The 22985-nt window shown below is 64.4% G+C and carries 3 protein-coding genes; all 3 read left to right on the top strand.

Features of this window, described 5'->3' with window-relative positions; genetic code table 11:
- Positions 1-36 precede the first annotated feature (36 nt).
- The 3 genes from AABB87_RS04265 to AABB87_RS04255 all read left to right on the top strand — a co-directional run bounded on the left by AABB87_RS04265 (position 37) and on the right by AABB87_RS04255 (position 22981).
- Positions 37-20616, top strand: a complete 20580-nt coding sequence (locus AABB87_RS04265) for a VCBS domain-containing protein (protein WP_341970039.1) — start codon at positions 37-39, stop codon at positions 20614-20616.
- Positions 20617-20646: 30 nt separating this feature from the next.
- The gene (locus tag AABB87_RS04260) at positions 20647-20931 is read left to right on the top strand and encodes a DUF3467 domain-containing protein (protein WP_341970036.1); all 285 of its coding nucleotides are present in this window, start codon (positions 20647-20649) and stop codon (positions 20929-20931) included.
- Positions 20932-21013: 82 nt separating this feature from the next.
- Positions 21014-22981: an HlyD family efflux transporter periplasmic adaptor subunit gene (locus AABB87_RS04255; RefSeq protein WP_341970035.1), complete on the top strand. Its 1968-nt coding sequence runs from the start codon at positions 21014-21016 to the stop codon at positions 22979-22981.
- Positions 22982-22985 lie beyond the last annotated feature (4 nt).

The following is a 22985-nucleotide window of genomic DNA, read 5'->3' as shown; positions in this document are numbered from 1 at the left end:
GCGTCGACTTGAACCAAGATTCAGCGGGATCGATCTGTGAACAACACATCCACCAAGACCAAGCGCAAATTCAATGCGGCGCAATTACTGCGCAACGCCCTGGGCGTCAGTCGCCTCAGCGTGCCGGCGCCAAGCCGCCAGCGTCGCCTGCACATTGAGGCGCTGGAGCCGCGCCACTTGCTCTCGGGGGAAGGTCTGGTTGTGCCGCCCACACCGGAACGCTCTGCGCTGGAGAGCCAGCAGCTACAGCTGCCCATCGAGCATTTGCTGAGCCAAGTCTTGGCCAGCACGCCCGGCTTTGCTGGCAATGCCTGGCGCCCAGGCATGGGCGAGATGCAAGCGAGTCAGACGGCCGACGAGGTGGTGTTTGTCGACCCCTCGGTGCAGGGCCATGAGGCGCTCTTGCAAGACGCGTTGGGGCAACGCCATCCGGGTCAAATCGCCCGGGTGGAGGTGGTGGTGCTCGACCCCGAGCAAGACGGTGTGCAGCAGATCAGCCAGTGGCTGAGTCAGCGCCAAGGCCTCAAGGCCATTCACCTGATTTCGCACGGCGAAGACGGCCGCATCGGCCTGGGCCGAGGCGAGCTCAATGCCGACAATCTGGCGGCGCAAGCCGAGTCGCTGCAGCAGTGGCGCGCTGCCCTGGGCGCCGACGCGGACATCCTGGTCTACGGCTGTGATGTGGCTGCCAGCACGCGCGGCCAGAGCTTTATCGAACAACTCGCGGCGCTGACCGGCGCCGATGTGGCTGCTTCCAGCAATATCACCGGCGATCAGGCTCATGGCGGTGACTGGCTGCTTGAGCGCCAGACCGGCCAAATCGACGCCCAGGCACTGTTCAGCGCTGGGCAAACCTACGCCGGCCGCTTGCAACTCACTGCCGCCACGCTAACCATGAACGCGGGGCTGCAAGCCCAGATGCTGGCCGTGCTGGCGCAGGTGGATGCCAATGGCACGCAAGCACTCAAGCACAGCCTGATCAACAGCGCCTTGCCGGGCCTGAACCAGAGCGTCAACCAGTTCATTGGGCTCAGCGATCAGAACGGTGGCGGCGCCACGACCACGCTGTTCGGCCTGCAAGCCGCGGCGCAAAGCTATTTCAACAGCCAAGGCGCAGCCTCCACGCTGGCCGGCTTGGGTAGCGCGCTGCAAACGGCCGTCAAGGCCAAGACCGATGCGATTGAGGCCGGCAAGACGGGCCAGTCCTGGTCGGTCACGCTAACGCCTAGCTTCGACGCCAGCGCGCCCGAGGTGGTGGCCGGCTTCAAGCTGTCCATCGATCTGGATTGGACCCGCAGCAACCGGAATTTCACTCTGGGCTGGACGCTCAACGGCCCCCAAAGCAGCGCCTGGACGGGCGACGCCAAGGCCGGTGTGCACATCGCGCTGAGCGCCGGTTTGGTGCTCGACGGCGTCACAGCCGCCACCCAGGCCGCGGCCTTGCCGGGCTTGGCCAAGCCCAGCGCGGCACAGAGCTTTTTCAAATTTGAGCGCTGCGATGTCAGCCTGGAGTTGACGCCCACCGGCGCCAACAGCTTCCATCTGCTGGCGGGCGTGCAAACCAAGCTGCGTGATCCGGACAACGCGGATAACAAGGGCCGCCTCAGCCTGGCCGATATCGGCGGCCAAAGCGCGGCGCAGCTGCAATTGCCGCAGCTCAGTGCCAGCATCGACGGTGCGGTGGCGGGTGCGGGCTTCTTCGGCAAGGTGGTGGGCGGCGAGCTGACACTGCAGGCTTTTGAAGACGCCACGCTTGACGCCACCGGCAATGGCCTGAAGAGCGTGTTCGACGCCGGCAAGCTGCTCGGCGGCCAGCTCGATTTGCAAGACGTGCTCAGCCAAGCACTGCCCTTTGTCGATACCGGCATGGCCAGCCTGCTGAGGACGGCGGATGGGCGCAGCATCGGCGATGTCTTGGCCTTCAAAACGCCGCAAGGCACCACCGTGCTGGACGACTACCTGGCCGAGTCCGGCAACAAAACGCTCGGCGGCTTGCTGTCCCGGCTGCGTGACTACCTGACGGCGCAGGGCCGCTACCAGCAGCTTGAAGCCATGGTGGCCCCCGACTTCAGCAGTGACTTCATGAACATCCTGGGCAGCGGCGCGCGCTCGGGCAATAAGGTCGTGCTGGAGCTGGACTTGACGCTGTCGCGTGACTTCATGCGCCGCTTCACCTTCAAAGACAAGCTGCAGCCCTTGGGCCTGGACTTCTTGCCCGGCGGTGCGGTGCCTTTGAATGCCACCGTGCACCTGGGCTTGCGCTACGACACCAGCACAGCCAGATCCTTGGAGATCACCAAGCTCGATGCGCGTGTGCGCAGCACCGGCGCGCTGGACGCGGCCATGTCCCTGGGCATGCTGGAGGCTCGCGCCCGTGGCAGCCTGAATTTTGATACCGGTACGCTGGTGATGCGGGCGGGGCATAGCTCGGAGTACGCCAGCGGCAATTGGGGTACTTTTTCGGTACAGAACGGCTTTGCCAGTGCCCTGAATCCGGCCGAAATCTTGGCGGTCAGCAGCCAAGATTTTGACCCCATCACCAAGGGCAATTGGGCGGTCCAGACGGCCGCCCAAGTGTCGGCCTCGGCCAGCTTTGATATCGAAGGCGTGATCGGCGCGGGCGCCAATGGCAGCACCAGTTTCAGCACGCTGGAAGGCGGCACGCCCCGCGTGGATATCAGCTTCAACGGTGGCAATGCGGCGCTGTGGTCCGAGGTCAAGAGCAAGTCCTTGCAGGTCAGTAGCAGCAATTTTGTGAAGTTGCAGGCTTTTGCTGCGCTGGACGCGGCTGCGCTGACACGCATGATGCAGGATCTGGGCACCTATCTGCGCCAGCTGCGCGATGCCGGGCCTTTCGACGCCGTGCTGCCCTTCACCGACAAACGCTTGGGCGAGGTGCTGGACTTCAGCAAGCTCTTCAACCAGGTCTTGAACGAGAAGCTGCAAAACAATAATGGCGCCACCGTCGTGGGTGGCCGCCTGATCTCGCCGGTGCTGCCGGCCGACACCAGCTTCGATCTGCAGGTCCAGCGCCCGGGCGACGTCGCACCCACCGTGGTCAGCGTCGGCGTGCGCGCCAGCGAAACCAGCGCCTTTACCCACATCAATCAACTCGCTGAGCTGATCAACCGCAAGTTGGCAGCGGCGCTGGACGGCAATCTGCGCTGGCAGGCCACTCAGGCCACGGCCCAGGCCACCGTCAACCAAACCATAGCGGGCGGCGTGGCGCTCAATAGCGCCTTGCGCAGCAATGAAGAGCAGCGCATCGACCTGCTGGTCGCAGGCGGTAATTTCAGCCTCAAGCTGGGCAATGGCGGCACCGCCACCAATATGTTGTCGGTGCTGTCCAGTACCGTCGAAGTGCAGCAAGCCCTGGAGTCTTTGCCCGAGATCGGCAAGGGCAATGTGCTGGTGACCGGTGGACCCAAGCACTACATCGTGAGCTTTGTGCGCGAGAAGGCGGGCCAAGCGATTGAACTTTTAAAGGCCAGCCTCAGCGACAGCAGTGCGGCCAATGCCGGCGGCCTGGTCGATGTGGTCAGCAGCAATTTGGGCACCGGCAGTGACGGCCATGTCTGGGGCCGTTTGAACATCATCCAAGCCCGCCCCGATGTGAACCTGGAGCTGCGCGTGTCGGCCACGGCCGGCGCCAGCCTGACTGAAATCACCGTCGGCAGTGCCAGCGCGAATGCGGTGCAGCGCCTGACCCTGGTGCACGCGGGCGATGGCAGCTCCTTCATTCTGGGCGGCAAGAAAGCCGATGGCAGTCCGTTCACGACCGGCGCGATCAGCCGGCCCGGCAATACCGGCACCTGGAGCCAGCCGATTGCGGATGCGCTGAATGCGATTTTTGGTGCCGGTGCGGTCAGCGTCAGCCCGGTGTCCAGCGAGGCCCTCAGCGTCAATCAAGGCGTGCAGGTGTTTGACATCGTCTTCAATGGCGCCGCCGTGGCCAATAAGCCGCAGCCCGTCTTGGCCGTCGATGGTCGTGGCCTCCTGGCTAAGCTCGAAGCCCAGGGCGCATTGACGGTGCTGAGCCCGGCAAAAATGGCGGTGGGCAACACGCCCGCCAGCAACGAAGTCCAGCGCCTGATGCTGGACCAAGTCACGGCCGGCAGCCTGGGCTTTGGCTTCGCTGTGGGTGGCAAGGTCTACGAGTCCAACAGCGTCAGCTGGAGCGTGCTGCAAGGCGCTGGCAACGAGGCCGCGTTGAAGACCGCCTTGGTGGACATGTTCCGCCAGTGGGATGCCAAGTTCTCGGCCGACAGTCTGCAAGTCAGCAAGGTCGCGGGCCGCGACTCCACCTGGGATATTCAATTTGCCGGCCCCTGGGCCGGCGGCGCCGGACCGGAACTCAAGCTTAATTTGAGCGGCCTGATCGGGCCGGCCAGCAGCGGCTTCAAGGCCCTGGACAATCTGGGCTTCTCTTTGGCGGGCCAGGACAGCCAGGTCAACCGGGCCATTAGCTTCCGCAGCTTCAATGATCTGATGCAGCGCTTCCAGCAGGCCGTCAATGACAGCCTGGCCGGCACCGGCACCAGCTTCTCGGTCAACCCGCGCTTCGACCCTGCGACCACCAGCTTGCTGTTCGATCTGGACCTGCGTCCAGCCGCCAGCAGCACCGAAGGCGTGCGCCTGCAACTGCAAAGCGCCCTGGGCAATCTGTCGGGCATCAGCAGCCAGGCGGGCTTGGAGCTCAGCAGCAAGAGCTTTTTCAAGACCACCGTCGGCATTGATCTGCGTGCCGTCAACGGCTTCTCGCTGCGCGCCAGCGGTGCCTATCAAACCACGATCAAGTCCACGGCCGATGCACCGGCGCAGCTGCCTTTTGATATTTTTGGCATCTCCGATGCCAACTTCGGCCTGAGCTTCGACGGTGAGCGTTACGACTTCAGCCTGGCTTGGGGCGACACCACGGGCAACACCACTGCGGAGGACTTGCGCGCGCAGTTGCAAGGCCTGCTGAACAGCCGCAACACGGCCGCCGGTGGCGTGCTCAATGGCCTGGGTTTCGCCAATGTAGGTGAGGCCGTCAAGGTGCGCCTGGACGGCAAGAAGCTCATCCTGGTGAGCTTGGCCGGCAGCGAGGCTGTGCAGCTGAGTATCCCGTCCGAACAGGATGCGATGAGCCGCGTGCTGGGCTTCCAGCCCACCACCATGTATACCCAGCTCAAGGCCGTCAAGCTGCCCGAGAACGGGCGCCTGAGCGGCAAAGCCAATTTCGAGCTCTTGCTGGACCAGTCCGGCCCGGTGTCTGTGCAAGTGGCGCTGGACAATAGCAACGCCTCGCTGAAGGATTTGCTGGCCGACATCAATGCGGCCCTGGCTCAGACCAATATCAGCGGCCACGCCTACCTGGGCGCCGGCGGCAAGGGCTTTAGCAACCTGGGCCAGGTGCTGCGGGCCTCTTTGGTGAATAACCAGATCGAGCTAGTCAGCATCACCCGCAGCATCGCCTCGCTGCAGATTCGAGCCAATGGCGCTGACCCGGCAACGACCGACTTGGGCTTCACGCCCGGCCAGTTCGCGCGCACCGGCGGCGCCGAAGTGTTCCTGCAAAACACGACCCTGGGTGGCCAGTACAGCGCCATCGTGCATGGCCAGGTTGGTAGTGACGCGGCGGTGCTGGATCAAGCCGGCCGCGCCCGCCTGGGTCTGTTGGATCTGAGCTTCGGCTCGCTCAAGGCCGACTACCAAGGCAGCCTGAGCTTCCAGCTGCGCAATGGCGCCAATGGCCAGGCTGGTGACCGCATCAGCCTGAACAGCTTGTTCGACGCGGTGGCCGCGCAAGACATTCAGCTCGGCCTGGGCAGCTCCCTGAGCACCAATGACACCAGCGTCGGCGTGGCCGCGACGCTGACCCCGGCCACGGCCGACGGCCGCTTGCTGCGCGATGTGGGCTTGCAAGTCACCATCGGTGCGCTGCGCCTGGATGTGGTGATCCGTCAGGACGCTACCGCGGCAAATACCAGCCTGGCCGACTTGGCCGCCGATGTCGATGCGGCCATCCACGCCGCCGTGTTGGCCAAGCTGGGCAATGATCCCTATGCTGGCCACGCCTTTGTCGGCGTCGACAGCGTGAGCAAGGACAAGCTCAAGTTCATTGCCGCGACCTCGACCCTGAACCTGGCCCAGAACGCCGCGCAGATGCTGGATGCCAGCACTGGCCGCTTGCTGGTGGACCTGCCCTTGAACCTGACGCAAGGCGGCACCACCCTGGCCGTGCTGGTCAGTGCCGCCAGTACCGCAGGCAATAGCTCGATGGCGCAGCTGCTCGACAGCATCCGCGCCGCGGTGGCCGAGGCCGCCCGGCTGAAGATCGCCAACACCAGCGACGCGCAAATGCGCCGTGACCTCAACATCATCCTGGCTCGCACGGTGCAGCCGCTGGCGGTGGCCGATGGCTTGCTGCTGACCGGCAGTTCCGGCCTGCTGAGCATCGGCCGCAACGAAGCCGGCCAGGCCGCGACCGCGCCTTCGCTGGAGCGCAACCCCGACAAGTTCTACGACAGCAACACCGGCCGCCTGCTGCAAGACCTGGTGCTGGAGTCGGTGTACGACGGCGCCACTGTCAGCTTCACATTGACAGTGGCGGAGAGCCAGTCGCACCAGTCGATGAGCGATTTGCTCAGCGCCTTGAATGCCAAGCTGCGCCTGGCGCTGACGGCCGCCAAGACCGCGGCCGCGGGTGACGCGGCGCTGACGGCCAAACTCGACGGCATGCAGGCCGCCCTGGACGGCCTGCCGATGCAAGTCAGTGGCAATGAGCTGCAATTGCAGAGCGACCGCGGCCTGAGCCTGGCCAGTGGCCAGTTGACGCTCACCAATCTCGACATCGTCGGCCGCGCCTTGTTGGACGACTTCATGAGCAGCCTGGTGTTCGCCGATGCCGCCGGCACGCCCGGCAGCAGCCCGAGCGCCTCGCTGACCCTCGGCAATTTGGGCCTCATCACGCCCACCGGTGTCAGCAGCCCGGTGACGGCGGGCACCACCCTGGGGGTGACGGTCAATAATTTGCGCGACGCCCTCAGCGGCGCCGCCAAGCGCGCCGACACGGTGCTGGTGCCCAGCGACGGGCTGGGCCAGTTGACCGCCATGAGCCAGATGAACTGGGGTCAGCTGGTGGGTGACTTGAGCCTGCTGCCGCAATTCATCGCTGACCTGGCGGGCATGGGCAAGTTCGGCGAACTGGGCCGCCTGGTGCCGCTGCTGGGCAGCAATTTGGGCGAGCTGTTCGGCCTGAAGGACTTGTTCGCCAAGGTGGTCACGCAGTTGCAAAAGCAAAGCAGCGGCAGCCTGATGGACATGCAGGCCTTGCTGGCCAGCGCCTTCGGCACCAACGCTGGTGACATCACCCTGGGCATGGACACGGCCGCTGGCGCCGAAGCCCTGACCATCGGCCTGCCGCTGACGCTCAATATCAACAAGAAGCTGCCGCTCAAGCTGCTGCTCAAAGATCCGGATCTGATCAAGCTGCTGAGCCCCGCTCAGCAGGCCGCGCTGGCCAAGCTGGCCGGCAATCTGACTCAGCTCAGTGATATGGACGGCTCGGCCCTGATGACCATCAGCGGCAGCTTCCGCCTCAATCTGGCCCTGGGCCTGGACCTGTCCAGCGGTGCCAACCGCGGCAAGCTCTTCCTCTACGACCACCGCGCCGATGCGGGCTACACGCCCACGCTGGACGACGACAGCGGCACCTTCGCCAGCTTCAGCCTGACGGCGGTCGGCGAGAAGATGAATTTCGACAGCAGCCAGGGCCTGTACAGCCTGGCCGTGCGGGACGGCTCGGCCTCGGTGCTGGAGAATGCCAACTGGCAACTCAATAGCGGCGACAAGGCGAGCAATGCCGACCGCCTCTACCTCAACCCGAACGCGCCACTGAGCGCCAGCGATCTGGCTGCCGTCAAGAAGGACGCGTTTGACGTGTGGGTGGACAGCGCGAGCAAGGCCGAAGCCAAGCTGCCGCTGCAACTCGTGCTGTCCGACGATCTGGGCCAACTGGCGATCCAGAACATCGAAGGCTTTGTCAATCCGCTGCCCCTGGGCACGATGGAGTTGAACTTTGCCAATCTGGCCAAGGGCTTCGCCATCATCGGCGGCGACACCTCGCAGTCCCTCTTCAATGCCCAGGTGCTCGAATCGGCCAAGCCGCCGCGGCCACCCAGCACCGGCAATGGCGCGGGCAACACCACGCCCGAAGGCGCGCCGGTGGATACGGCCGACAACAAGCTGCCCGGCAGCAACCTCAACCCGAATCAGAACAACACGGCCGGCCAAGGCAGCAGCACCTCCGGCGCCTTGCCCGGTGGCCAAGCGCCTGGCAGCACGTCCCCTTGGGGGTCGGGTGGCCCCAATCCCAGCACGGCCGGTTTTGACCTCAGCCTGCTGCTGCCGGATCTGAAAAATTGGCAGAGCGTGATCACCAGCGTGATCGAAAAGGCTGGCGGTGGCGCGTCCACCGATGACAAGCCGATCAACTACTCGCTGATCTTCTTGCTGCGCGATCCGACCATCATCGTCAACACGGTCGACACCCTGCTGGGCACGGTGCAAAAAGGCCTGGACGCTTTCAGCTCGGTGCTCAATCTGCCCATCATTGGCGACAAGCTCAGGGATGCGACCCAGTTCATTGCCGACCTGCGTGTCAACGTGATCGATGCGCTGAAGGATGCGCTGAGCTCGGCGGTGGACGAATATGGTGGCTTGGACAATGCCTTGCGCATGTTCTTGTTCAAGCAGCTGACGCTGGACACCAATGCCGACGGCATCATCAATGCCATCGACATCGCCGCCAACCCCTTCCGCAACTTCTTGCAGGACTACAACGGCGACGGCAAGGTCACGGCCGATGATGTGGTGGTGGAGTACCTGGCCGGGCCGCAGCGCCCGCTGGACCCGCGCCTGGCCCAGTACCTGGGCGTGGAGCAGGGCAATACCAAGCTGGTGATTCCGGCGATCTTGCCGGGCCAGCGTACCGCTTGGGTGACGGCCGGGGTCAACACCCCGGTCTGGGAAACCGACGCCAATGGCGCGCCCTTGTTGGACGGCAATGGCGCCAAGATCCCCAAGCTCAAGGCCGACGGCACCCAGCTCTACACCCAGAGCGCCGGCAATGTCGTGATGGATGCCAGCCTGCAAAGAATCGTTGACGATGTGGTGGGCGCCATGACCAGTTCAGGCGCCACGCTGGAGGCCTTGTTCAACAAGCTCAAGGCCGCCAGCGACGATGTGCAGAAGAACGGCTACCCCGACACCATCGAGAAGATGGCCAAGTTCGTGCTGAAGGCCTATCAGGACGCCAGCACCTCGGGCTATTCCTATGACTCGCTATTGCGCGATGTCTTCGGCGGCAGCGTGGCCATGGCTGCGGCCAAGGAAGTGGCGGGCAAATTCAAACCCAGCGACGCCGCCAAGAAGGACGCGGCCGACACGCTCAAGCGCGACTTCGCCAACGGCAGCTACGACATTCCCGCCACCTTGCTCAATGAGTTCAAGCAGGCGGTGGCCAAGCGCGCGACGACCATGGCCACCAATGTGGCCCTGGGCCAGAGCAGCGCCATCCAGTTCCGCATGAAGCTGGGGCAGACCTACACGCCCAAGCTGGATCTGGGCTTTGACATCGGCCTGCCGGGCCTGAACCTCAAGCTCGACGGCGGCCTGGACTTGCGCCTGGGCTGGAGCTTCTATCTGGGCTTCGGTGTGGACGTCAACGACGGCTTCTACGTCGTCACCAATATGCCGGGCAACGCCGGCATCGGCGAGCTGACCAATCTGAAGAGCGATGGCACGGTGGATGCCACACGCCCTTTCATCACCAACTCGCTGGACAGCCATATCAGCAACCTCTGGTTGGTGGGCAAGCCCACGCAGGTCAATGCGGTGAAGGAATTGCAGTTCACGGTTGACGCCTACCTCAAGGGTGGCAGCAACGGTGGGCCGGCTTCCTTGAATGCCGAGGTGCTGACGCTCAACGGCACCCTGACCGACAACTGGGACGGCTGGATCCGCGACAACGACGGCGGCATCTGGGGCAAGGGCGTCAACAGCGTCACCGGCGAGCAGATGAATCCCACCTATGGCCGCACCGAGGAACTCTTCCGCGGCCAGACCGGCAAAGACGGTTCACGCACCCAGTTCCACGGCGCCTTCTCGGTGGACTTGAAGGACCGCGGCTTGTTTGGTGTGGCCGCGCTGAGCTCCCTGACCAACGGCCGGCTGACCTATGCCGACCTGCGCGGCGGCAAGCTCAGTGATCTGGTCAAGGTGGACTGGGCCGCCCAAGCCCAGGTCAATATGCATATGAAGCTCGGCACCTCGCTGGGCGGCAAGGGCTATCTGCCAGAGGTCAAGGGCGATCTGCATGTGACCTGGCAAGACAGCAGCAAGAGCGCGGTGGCGAAGAAGATCGACGCCTTCTTTGGCGAAGGCTATGAGAAGCTGGTGCACTACCAGCCAAGTGTCTGGATGACGGACATGTACCTGGATGCGGGCACCTTCTTCTCGCAGTTCCTCAAGCCCATCGTCGGCGTTGTCAATGATGTGACCGGCCCCATCATGCCGGTGATCGACGCGCTGACCACGCCCATCCCGGGCCTGAGCGAGTTCATGGGGCGCGACTACAGCGCGCTGGACCTGGCCTCGGACATGGCCAAGATCTCGGGCGGCAACGCCAAGGTCGACTTCGTCATCGCCATGGCGAACATGATCAAGGTGCTGCAGAACTTGCCGACCGATTCGGCGGGCATGTTGCTGCCGGTCGCCAAGTCCATGATCATTCTTGGTGAGAAGGACCGCAAGCTCAACTTCGGCGCCAAGCTGCCGGTGCCCGATGTCACCGTCGAGCTGCCCTACAAAGAGCTGCCGCCGGTGCATCTGGATGCGGGCGATGGTGTCACGCGCCTGGATTTGGAATGGGGCGTGGGCTTCGACAAAGACCTCAAGCTCAGCGAAGCGATCAAGGGCGATCTGCCCAACTTTAATTTCGACTTCAAGCTCAGCGCCGATGCCAAGGTGCCCGCGCCCTATGAGACCTGGAAGGTCATTCACTTCACCATCCCTGGGCTCAAGGACACCACCGGTGCCGATGCGCAGTTCAAGATGGAGATCGGGGTTGGCTGGCAGAACCTGAAGGTCTCCGACGTCTTGAGCGGCAAGTTCGCGCCGCAGTTCGACGTCAAGGTCACTTGCTCCGACGTCAACTTCAATCTGCGCACCCTGCCGCCCCTGAGCATCAAGGTGCCCACCATCACCGCGCGCGTGCTGGGTCAGGACTATGCGTGGACGGTGGCCGGAGCTGATGCCAACGGCAACCTGAATGTCGACTGGGCCGGCCCGCTCAAACTGCTGCAGGACGACAAGCTACCGCGCTATCAGATCGCCGACTTCAGCGGCATGTCGATCGCGCTGCCTGAGATCAAGCCCTTCTTGCTGCCGGTCGAGTTCAAGCCGATGACGGTGCACTGGAACCTGATGGGCAAGGAGCATGTCTGGAGGGCCTTCGACCTGAGCGGCGCTGCGGCCAGCTTCAACGCCACCTATGCGCGCCTGATCGACTTCAGCAGCGGCCAGAAGGTCAGCGTCACGCTGCCGGATGTCTGGCTACCCACCCTGGATCTGCCGGACTTCCTGCCGGACTGGGACTTCAGCCTGCCCGACTTCAGCTTCCTGAAGAATCTGATCCCCAGCATTTCGATTCCCGATCTGCCCGGCCAGGTCTCGATCAGCCCGGCCCAAGGCCTGGCCGACTTCAAGGCCGCCTTGAAGAAGCCCGGCAGTGCCTTGAAGTTCCCTATCCTCGACAACCCCTTGGGCTCGGTCATCAATATGTTGAGCGGCAAGCCAACGGACTTGATGACCTTCACGCCGCCCAAGCTGGAGGTTAATGTTGGCTTCCGCCAGCAGTTCCCGATCTACCCGCCGCTGTTCGGCGGGCTCAAGGGCGAGATCAATCTGAAGGCCAATCTGACCTTCGGCTTTGACACCTTGGGCATTGCCCAATTCCTCAATAGCAAAAAGATCACCGACATCTTCAACGGCTTCTACGTCAGCGACAACATCATCAACGGCAAGGACATGCCCGAGGTGGTGTTGAATATGAAGCTGGCCGCGTTTGCCGAACTCAACGGCGGCATCATCCGCGGTGGCGTCGAGGGCGGCATCCGCATGATCGGCACGGTCGACCTCTACGACGAGAACCGCGACAACAAGTTCCGCGCCTCGGAGATCATCGCGGCCGTGTCGGACGATCCCTTCGACGTGGTCGAGTTGCACCTGAAGGGCACGGCCTATATTGCCGCTTACCTGGACGTCTTTGCACTGGTGAAATACGTGCGGGTGTTCGAGTACACCTTTGTGGAAGCCACCTTGTTCGAGTGGGAGCATGACCCCGCGGCCAAGAAGCCGGTGCTGGGTTCCATGGACGGTGATGTGCTGACCCTGCACATGGGCTCGGGCTTGGCTGGCATCGACGGCAACGCGTCCATCGACAAGGGCGCCGAGGACCGCAAGCGTCGTGACACCACCGACGGTAACGAACAATTCACGCTGACCGAGCAGGGCGGCCTCAAGGTCACGGCCGTGCTGCCCAATGGCAAGACCTACGAGAAGACCTTCTCGGGTGTGAACCGGGTCAAGGCCTATACCGGCGCGGGCGACGACAAGATCGATGCATCGGCCCTGTCGGCCGGCGTTTCGGTCTTGTTCGTGGCCGGCGGCGGCAAGGACGTGCTGATCGGCGGTGCCGGCGATGACGTGCTGATTGGCTCCCTGGATGGCCAGGCCACCTTGTACGGCGGTGGCGGCAATGACCGCCTGATCGCCCGCGGCGGCGTCACCCAGATGGAGGGTGGCGACGGCGACGACACCTACCGCTTCCTCGACGGCTGGGGCCAGGCCACGGTCAGCGACGCCAGCGGCGCCAACGTGCTGGACTTCACGGCGCAGAACCGCGGCGTGCTGTTCAACGACGGCCTGCATCAGGCCACGGAAGGCAGCAACAAGCTCAGCTTCAGCGCCAGCGACCGTATCGACCTGGTCAAGGGCGGTAAGGGCGAAGATAGGCTGGACTTCTCGGTTAATCAGGCCGACTTGTTGCTCACGCTCACCGGCATGAACGCGGGTTGGGTCAAGAACTCCGCCAGCGGCATGATCCAGACCGGCTTGCCGGCCAGCGCGGCCCAGGCCGCGGCCGGTGACAGCGCCGGCTTCGGCTTCTTGTTCCAAGGTTTCGAGCATGTGGTCGGTGGCCGCGGCAGCGATGTGTTCCGCGTGCAAGACGGCGCGGGCGTCAGCGGTAGCCTGACGGGCGAGTCCAGCCTGGGCGATCTGCCCAATCAACGCAACACGCTGGACTTTTCCGAGTACAAGCGTGGCGTCACCGTCAATCTGGAGGGCAATAGCGCCTTCGGCACTGGCGGCCTCAGCAATATCACGGTGCGTGGCTTCCACAATGTCTTTGGCGGCGCGGGCAATGACCGCCTGACCGGCGATGGCCGCAACAATTTGCTGGTGGGTAATGCCGGTGCCGACGTGCTGGAAGGTCAGGCCGGCAATGATTTGCTGATTGCCGACACCTTCCTCACCTACAAGAATGAGGGCAGCAAGCCCGCCGGCTTGCAGGCCGTCAGTGACTATCTGAGCCTGCAAGTCGCGGGTGGCCAGGGCGGCTTCGGCCTGCCCGGCCAGAGTGTCAACCGGACCTGGATCTGGAAGGGCCAGACGCTGGAGAACCTCAGCCTGGGCAGCAACTCGCAGACGCTCAAGGGCGGCAGCGGCGACGACATCTTGATGGGCGCCCTGGGCGCCGACACCTTCAATATCGGCGGCACCGGTGAGGGTGATGACACCATCATGGGTGATCTGGGCCAAATCATGGTGGACTTCGATTCCCGCCAGGCCTTGTTTGCCAAGACCTTTGCCAGCTTGGGCGGCAGCGCCGACACCATTTATCTGGGCGGCGGCAGCAATTTGGTGCTGGCGGGCAATGGTGGCGACACCATCATCGGAGCGGACACGGCCCTCAGCAGCAACATCATCCTGGCCGATAACGGCGAGGTCAGCTTCAAGCGCGCGCTCAATGCCAAGGGCAAGTGGACCTTCACCCAAGCGGGCGGCTTCCAGCACATGCTGGACTACGCCACCAGCGATGTGGCTGAAACCGGCGGCGGCAATGACATCATCTCGCTGGCCAATGGCTCGGCGCTGGTGATTGGCGGTGCGGGCAAGGATCAAATCGGCTTCTCCGCCGGCAGCTCCTTCGCCCAGAACTTCCGCTTCATCGCGGGCGACCATGCCCGCGTTGACACCGACGCCCTTGGCGGCGTGAAAGCCTTCTACAGCCTGGACACGCAAGCCGCCACCGGCGGCGATGACCAGATCATGGTGGGCGACCCACGCGACGCTTCTGATCGTTTCCTCGGCAGCAACTACATCATCGCGGGTGTGGGCAGCGACACGGTGCTGATCAGCGCGGGCCTCGACGCCGCGACCGGTGCCTTGACTTATGGTCGCGCTCAAAGCACCGATGTGATCATCGGCGACAACGGCCGCATCGAGCGCTATGACAGCGCTCCAGCGGCCGGCAGTGTGGCGGCACTTGGGAACCAACTCAAGAGCGTGCAGTCCACTGACTTTGCTGACGCCAGCATCCCTGCCAAGGATCTGATCGTCACGGGCAATGGCGACAAGACCATCATCGGTGGCGCAGGCGAAGACACCATCACGGTGGCGGCTTATGGTGCCGATGCGGTGCTGGGTTCGCCGCAGTCACAGGCCACGCGTTTGATTGCTGGCGATAACGCCAACATCAGCTTCGACAACGCAGGCGGCATGACCGACATGGTCTCGACCGATCAGCGCGCGGAGACGGCCGGTGCTGACCGCATTGCCATTGGCAGTGCAGGGGATGCGTCGAACCATTTGCTGGGCAGCAACTTCATCATTGCCGGTTTCGGCAGCGACACGGTTTTGGTCAGCGCCGGCCTGGACGCCGCGACTGGCGCGCTCAGCTATGGCCGTGCCCAGAGCAGCGACGTGATCATTGGTGACAACGGCCGCATTGAGCGCTCGGTCAGCGTACCGGCCTCAGGCGGCCAGGCAGCGGTCCCGAACATCCTCTCGCGGGTTCAGTCCACGGACTTTGCCGATGTCAGCATCCCTGCCAACGACCTGATCGTCAGCGGCAATGGCGACAAGACCATCATTGGTGGCTCGGGCCAGGACCGCATCACGGTGGCGGCTTATGGTGCCGATGCGGTGGTGGGTTCGCCGCAGTCACAGGCCACGCGTCTGATCGTGGGCGATAACGCACGAATCAGCTTCGACGCCGCAGGCGGTATGACCGAGATGGTCTCGACCGATCTGCGCGCTGAGACCGGCGGCAATGACGTGATTCGCATTGGCAAGGTCGGCAGCAGCACCGCGCTGGGCCTGAACTTTGTGATCGGCGGCATGGGCAGCGACGATATCTTCCTGGCTGGAGAGATCGACGCCAACACCGGCCGGGTCATTACCGGCACGGGCCTGAGCGAAGACGTGCTGATCGGTGATAACGGCCTGATTCAACGGGCTGCGCTGAGCAACAAGATGCTGCTGGTGCGCTCCACCGAAACCGACAAGGGCGGCGACGATCGCATCGTCACCGGCCATGGCGCGCAGGTGATGTTGGGCGGCTTTGGCAATGATCAGTTGCAGGCCGGCAATGGCACCGGCATCGCCATTGGCGATAGCGGCGAGCTGATCTATGACCAGTTGGCCAAGAACGGCGTGCTGCGCCAGGCCCATAGCATCGACGCGGCCATCGGCGGCAATGACACGCTGGGCTTCGGCGAAGGCTACAAGCTCTTGATCGGCGGCTTCGGCCGCGACTCGCTCGAGGTCAGCGCCACTGGGCAGGGCGTGGCGGCCGACTTGGCCTTCGTCACCGGCATTGCTGGCTTGATCAACACCACGGGTCTGAGTGGCGCTGCCTTGAAGGCGGCGCAAACCGAGAACCGTGGCCGGACCGGCCGTTTCGTGGCGGGTGACAACGCCCGTGCCATCTTTGATGCCAAGGGCGGCTTGGTCGAATTCGGCTCCACCGACGCGATCAGCGCCACCGGCAGCGATGACCAGATCACTCTGGGTGCGCGCGACACCACGGCCGATTTGGGTCTGCAAGTGGTGCTGGGCGGCATGGGCAGCGACCAGATCGTGGTGCGCACCGGCAGCCGCAGCGAGGACGTGATTTTTGGTGACTCCGGCGAGTACAAGCGCCAAGCGCTTGGCTACGGTGTGCTGGCCATCAACAGCCTGGCGGCCGATAAGGGCGGCGACGACCGCATCAGCACCGGCGCTGGTCAGAAAATCGTGCTCGGCGGCATGGGGGGCGACCGCATAGACGTGGCCACCCGCGATGCCAGCGATAGCGCCATCGTGTTGGGCGACAGCGGTGAGTTGAGCTATGACCCCACCGGCAGCAGCAATTTGCAGACCGTCAACAGCAAGGAGCTGGGTTTTGGTGGCGACGACCTGATCACCCTGGGTGCAGGCGAGATCGTGGCCCTGGGTGGCTACGGCCGCGACAGCATCAAGATCAACGCTGACAGCCGCAATATGCGCGTGGTGGTGGGCGATAACGCCGACCTGCGCTTCTACGCTGGTGCCACGCCGGCCGAGCGCAGTTTGGCCGATCTGGTCAGCTCCGACGCCAGCATCTCCACTGGTGACGGTGACCTGATCCAGGTCGGCGTGGCCGGTGCGGATCAGGCCGATATGGGCGAGGCCATCCTGGTCGGCGGCATGGGTGCTGACCAAATCACGGTCAGCGGCCGCACGGCCAAGGTGGTGATGGCGGGTGACAACATCGAGTTGCGCCGCCATGCCAATGGGCAACTGCTGTCGGTCGGCAGCTTGGGCCTGGACCAGGGCGCGGGCGACGGCTTGAGCACAGTGGCCGGTGATGTGGTGATGATCGGCGGCGTGGGTGGCGACACCTTGCGTGCCGGCAGCGGCAACAGCTTGGTGCTGGGCGACTCTGGCCGTTTCGTCTTCGACGCTTCTGGCTCCGGTGCGCTGCGCCAAGCCGTCAGCCTGGGCCTGGCCCTGGGTGGCAATGACGATATTGCTCTGGGCAATAGCGGCGCCAGCCAGGACGGCGACAAGATCGTGATCGGCGGCGGTGGCTCGGACACCATCCTGATCCAGTCGGTGCGTGGCTCCAGCGACATCTCGCAGCCGCGCCCCAACGCAGCCGCACAGCCCGAACGTGCCGTGGCGGGTGACAACGCCGCGCTGCAATTCGACAGCGCCGGGCGCCTGACGGACTTCATCTCCCTGGACGCCGACCCCGCCACCGGCGGCAACGATGACATTCAGATCGTGATGAGCGGTGCGGCCCTGAACGCCAACGCCATGACCGATGTGAACATCGTGGCCGGCGGTGTGGGCAGCGACCGCATCAGCATCACCGGAGCCACGCGCAGCCGCGATGTGGTCAGCGGCGATAACCTTGAGTTCCATCGCACCGATGGCAGCGCGGCCGACCCTGCCAAGCGCTATCAGAACCTTTATGCCGAAGCCATTTACGGCGCGGTGGGCGGCGACGATGAGATCCGACTTGGTGCCGGCGAAAAAATCGTGCTCGGCGGCGCAGGCAGTGACAAGCTCGAAACCCTGACACAGGGCGCCGACGACTACAACGTCATGCTCGGCGATGCCGGTAGCGTTGTGTTTGAGTCCGATGGCTCGGGCCGCCTCAAGCAAGTTTTTGCCACCCAGCCCCTGGTGGGCGGCAATGACCGTTTGCAGGTTGGCGGCGGGCGCAGCTATGTGATGGGCGGGCGCGGCAACGATGTGATCACGGTCAATGCCAGCGATGCGCAGCGCCGCATCCTGGTCGGCGATAACGCGCAGATCGACTTCGCCGCCGGCGCACCCATCTTTGTGCAGAGCACCGGCCCGGATGATGCCGACCTCGCCATGAATGTGGACACCTTTGTGTTGCCAGTCAACGGCAGCCAGGTGCTGCTCGGCGGCAATGGCCTGGATCAGCGCTTGGGCGGTGTCATTGCCAATGACATCCAGCTGCCCGGCAACGGCAGCATCGACCTGCGCGATGCACTCAACACCGTGATCAGCGTCACGGTGCTGGGCGAGTACGGCGAGTTGGGCCTGTTCGGCCGGCCGCTGACCAAGCCCGATCCGAGTGGCAGCACGGGCAACACCGACCCCATCATTGGCAGCCCCAGCGGTGCCGGCCAGGTGGGTGAGGACGGTGTGCTGAGCGCCAGCGGCAAGCTGGGTCTGCCCGCCTTGGGTGGTGGTGCAGCCACCTTCCCGGTGCAGACGCTGGCCGGCCAGTACGGCAGCCTGAGCCTGAAGGCCGACGGCAGCTGGGTTTATGTGCTGGACAACGCCAGTGCGCAAGTTCAGGCGCTGAAGACCGGCGAAACCCGTGTGGACAGCTTTGTGGTGCAAACCGTCGATGGCAGCAGCACCGTGGTGTCGATCACGGTCACAGGCCAGGATGACGCCACCTTGTTCGGTGGTGACTTGCAAGGCGCGCTGAGCGAGAGCCAGAGTGCGGCCTTGTCCGGCCTGATCAGCTTCAGCAATGCGGATGCCGGTCAGGTGCTGCTGCAAGCGCAGCAGCGCCGCACGGCTTACGGCCAGTTCACGCTGACCGAAGGCGGCGCTTGGACCTATGTGCTTGACACGGCTTCGGCCAGCGTTCAAGCCTTGGCGGCCGGCCAGCAGCTGGACGATCAGATCGAGCTGCGCGCCAGCAACGGCACGATCACCGTGCTGCGCATTCGCATCACTGGCGTGAACAACACGCCGTTGATCGGTGGCAGCCAAGCGGGCTTGGCCTTGGAAGGCAGCCAGCTGCCGGTCAAGGGTCAGCTCAGCATTGCCGATGCAGACGGTGGCCAAAGCGGCTTCGTGGCCAGCATCCAGGGCAGCGTGTTCGGTCAATTCAGCCTGGCCGCCGACGGCAGCTGGCAGTATCAGTTGAATGCGGACGCCACGGCACTGCAGGCCTTGGCCGCAGGCGAAGAACGCATTGAGCGCTTTGACGTGGTGACGGCGGATGGCAGCAAGAGCCAGGTGGTGATCACCGTGCGAGGCATCAACAATATCGCCATCATCGGTGGCGACACCACGGCCCGCCTGCCCGAGGACAGTGCTGACCTGGTGCGCGGACAGCTCAGCATTCGCGATGTCGACGCTGGCCAAGACCGCTTTGTGGCCAGCCAGCTCAGCAGTGCCTACGGTCAGTTCAGCTTGCAGGCCGACGGCTCTTGGGTCTATCAGCTCGACGCCCAATCGGCCGCGCTGAAGGCCTTGACCGAAGGGCAGCAAGTGTTCGACCGCTTCGAGCTGCGCAGTGTGGATGGCAGCGTCACTGCGATCACGGTCACTTTGGTGGGTGTCAATAACCGTGCGCAGATCGGTGGCAGCCAGGGCGGTGTGGCTTTGCAAGGTGCCAGCCAAGCGCTGAGCGGGCAGCTGACTGTGGTGGACGCGGATGCGGCGCAGTCTGCCTTCCGGGCCAGCCAGCAGCAGGGCGTGTACGGCCAATTTGCCTTGAGCGCGAATGGTCAATGGGCCTATGTGCTGAATGCCGAGTCCAGCGCCGTTCAGGCCTTGCGTGAAGGTGACCTGAAGCAAGAGCGGTTCGAGCTGTTCAGCGCGGATGGCACCCGTGCCGAGGTTCTGGTCGACGTGCGTGGCACCATGTCGCGTCAGCCCGACGTGATCGCCCAAGAACTCGAGCAAGCCCGCAAGGAGGCTGCCGACGCGGCCAGCTTGCTGGCAAGCCCGGCGTTCGGTGGCTCGGCTGCGTCTTCCGCTGGCCTGGCTAACTCGCCGAGCCAGGCGGCCTCGCAGCTGAATCAAGCGCTGGGCAGTCTGCTGGGTGACCCGCTCGCGGCCCAGCCTGGCGCGGGTGCGGTGGTGATGCTGGACTTGTTCAGCGCCACGGGTGCAGGCGCTGGGGCCTTGCCTGCCTTGACCGCTTTCGAGCGGGTTCAGCAAACCCTGCGCGAAGCCGAGTTCAGCAGCCCGCTGCAAGAGCGTGGTGATGTGGCGTTGTTGGCCTTGGACGCCGGCGAGCCGAGCACAGCCTTCAATACTGCTTCGGCGCCCGCGCCGGGCTTCACGCTGGGTGCACAGCTCTTCCTGAGCACGCTCGGTGGTCTGCAGCCGGCAGCACCGGTGCGCACCGATGCTTTGCGAGGACCGAGCTTCGACGGCGCGATCCAAGCGGGCATGCTCAGCCTGCAGGACTTGGCTGAGGGCGCAGGTTCGGGTCTGCTTGGCGACAATGCAGCGCAACAGTCCGCGGTCACTGCCGAGGAGGGCAACGCCCCTGCGGCAGCGGCGCCAGCGGCCGGGCGCGCAGCAGCGCCAATCGCAGCAGAGGCTGCAGAGGCGGCTGAGCCTGCCGAGACTGCTGAGGCAGTGAAGGCGCTGCTGGCGGCTGGCTTCGGTTTGGCCGCCAGCGTGCGACCGGCTCACGCCTCGGGCGTTGCGCCCCAGGTGCGCTGGGATGCCCTGCCAGGCGGCGCCATTGCCGGGCAGCGCAAGCTCGGCGCCAATCCAAACAAGCTCGGCGCTGCGTTGCAGCGCAAAGCCTGACTTTTTCAACCTAAGAAACGAGAACTTTTCATGACGACCGAGAACAAACTGCCCGTCGAAGCCATGCCCCAGATCACCTGGGACGATTCCAAGATGGAGACCACCTACGCCAATGTCTGCAATGTGCTGGGCACGCGCGAAGAAATCATGCTGCTGTTCGGGGCCAATCAAGCTTGGCAGACCCAGCAGTCCGAGGTCAAGGTGGCCTTGTCCAACCGCATCGTGCTGAACCCCTATGCCGCCAAGCGCCTGATGACCTTGCTGGAGCTGGGCTTGCGCGAATACGAAACCCGCTACGGCGAACTGAAGCTCTGAGGACGCAGCCTTCAAGGCGTGAGGCGCGCGCGCAGGCGTGCGCCCGACCCGACGTATTTTTTCTCCCTTCTTGAACGCCTTCATGCTCGCGTCCTCTTCCTTCATCGCCGCACCGGTTTGGCAATTGCTGCTGGACGGCCCGGTTGCCGGTGATTGCCAGGCTTTTCATGCCGCCTGGCTGCACACCTTGGTTCAAGGCCTGCAGCCTGGTGTCAGCGAGGCCGTTTTGGTGCTCGATGGGCGTCACCTCGGTCAAGCCCCGGGTGAGCTGCGCCCGGCTGCGCTGTGGCCCTTGCAACAAGCCCCCGGCGCAGCCCTGACCAGCTTGTGCGAAGAGGCGCTGGCGATGCGCATGCCGCTGAATCGCCAGGGCATGTTGGCCCTGCCTTTGCTGGACCAGGTGGCGACGCAGGCGCGTGCGCCGGATGCCGCGCCGCCGGTCTTGCATGGCGTGGTGGGCCTGGTGTTCGCGGCGGGGCAGGTGCCTCGCCATGCCCAAGATTGGTTGCGCTGGGGCGTGGGCTGGTTGTTGGGGCAGGGCAGTGGCCTGGCACAGACAGGCGCGCAAGCCGGTAAGCAAGAGCAAGAGGGTCTGCGCGAGCGCATGCTGCTCGCCTTGGAATTGATGGTGGCGGTGCTGTCGTGCAGTGATGCGCAGGCGGCCTGCAATGTGGCTGTCAATGAGGCTGCGCAGCGTTTGGGTTGCGACCGTGTTTCGATCGGCTTTGGCAATGGTCGGCGGGTGCGCTTGCAGGCCCTGTCGAATGCCGCTGACTTTTCCCGTCGTCTCGACTTGGCGCATGCCATCGAAGCGGCCATGGACGAGGCCTGCGATCAGGCTTGCCCGGTGCAGTGGGGCGGCGAGCCCGGCGCGGGTGGCGCGCAGGCACAGGCCGACGAAGGCCGTGGTGATGGTGAGCAAGAGGCCGGCGCCGTGATGTGTCGCGAGCATCAGCAACTGGCGCGCGGCTTTGGCACCGACACGCTTTTGTCGGTGCCCTTCTTCCAGCCCGCTGAGGCCGATTTGGGCCGACACGCTTACGGCGTGATGTTGTTTGAGTGGACGGGCCGTGCGCCCGACCCCTTGAGCTTGCAGATGGCGCAAGGCCTGCCGCCTTTGTTGGGCCGGCTGTTGCTGGAAAAACGGCATGCGCGCCGGGCCTGGCCCCTGCGCTGGCGTGATGGGCTGGAGTCGCAGGCGCGCGCGCTGTTCGGCCCGCGCCACGCCTTGCGCAAGCTGGGGGTTTTGGCCCTGCTTGGCGCGGTGCTGGTCTTGGCCACGGCCACCGGGCCCTACCGTGTGGCGGCCAATGCGGCGTTGGAGGGGCAGGTGCGCCGTGTGGTGGCTGCGCCCTTTGACGGCTTTGTGGCGAGCTCTTCGGTCCGGGCGGGTGACGTGGTGCGGCAGGGCCAGTTGATGGCCATGCTGGACGACCGCGATATGCGCTTGGAAGCTGATAAATGGGCCAGCCAACAGACCCAGTACGCCAAGCAAGCGCAAGAGGCACAGGCCCAGCACAGCTTGGCGCAGATACAGATTTCGATGGCGCAGATCGCCCAGGCCTCGGCGCAGCGGCGCTTGTCTGAGGCCATGGCGGCGCGCAGCGCCATCCGTGCACCACTCGATGGCCTGGTGGTCAGTGGCGACCTTTCGCAAAGCCTGGGCGCGGCGCTCAAAAAAGGTCAAAGCCTGTTCGAGATTTCACCTTTGGACGCCTATCGCGTGATCCTGCAGGTGGATGAGGCGGACGTTGACCTGGTCGCGACCGGCCAGCGTGGCGAGCTCATGCTGACCTCGATGCCGGGTCGCACTTTCCCCTTCACCGTGCGCCTGTTGACGCCGGTGGCCCAGGCCAAGGACGGTCACAACCAGTTCCGCGTCGAGGCGCAGCTTGAGCTGTCGGCCGACGCCGTGCGCGAAGCTCAGCTGCGGCCCGGCATGGAGGGCTTGGGCAAGATCGACATGGGCGAGCGCCGCCTGGTCTGGATCTGGACGCACCGGATGATGGACTGGCTGCGTTTGCAGCTGTGGCGTTGGTTGGGCGTGTAAGCCA

The sequence above is a fragment of the Roseateles sp. PN1 genome, assembly GCF_038419725.1.
In the GTDB taxonomy this organism is placed as follows: Bacteria; Pseudomonadota; Gammaproteobacteria; order Burkholderiales; family Burkholderiaceae_C; genus Paucibacter_A.
This window is presented reverse-complemented; position numbering and strand designations above follow the sequence as displayed.

Coding starts and splice junctions, on each gene's coding strand:
- AABB87_RS04260 (WP_341970036.1), top strand. CDS start 20,647: ATGACGACCGAGAACAAACTGCCCGTCGAAGCCATGCCCCAGATCACC.
- AABB87_RS04255 (WP_341970035.1), top strand. CDS start 21,014: ATGCTCGCGTCCTCTTCCTTCATCGCCGCACCGGTTTGGCAATTGCTG.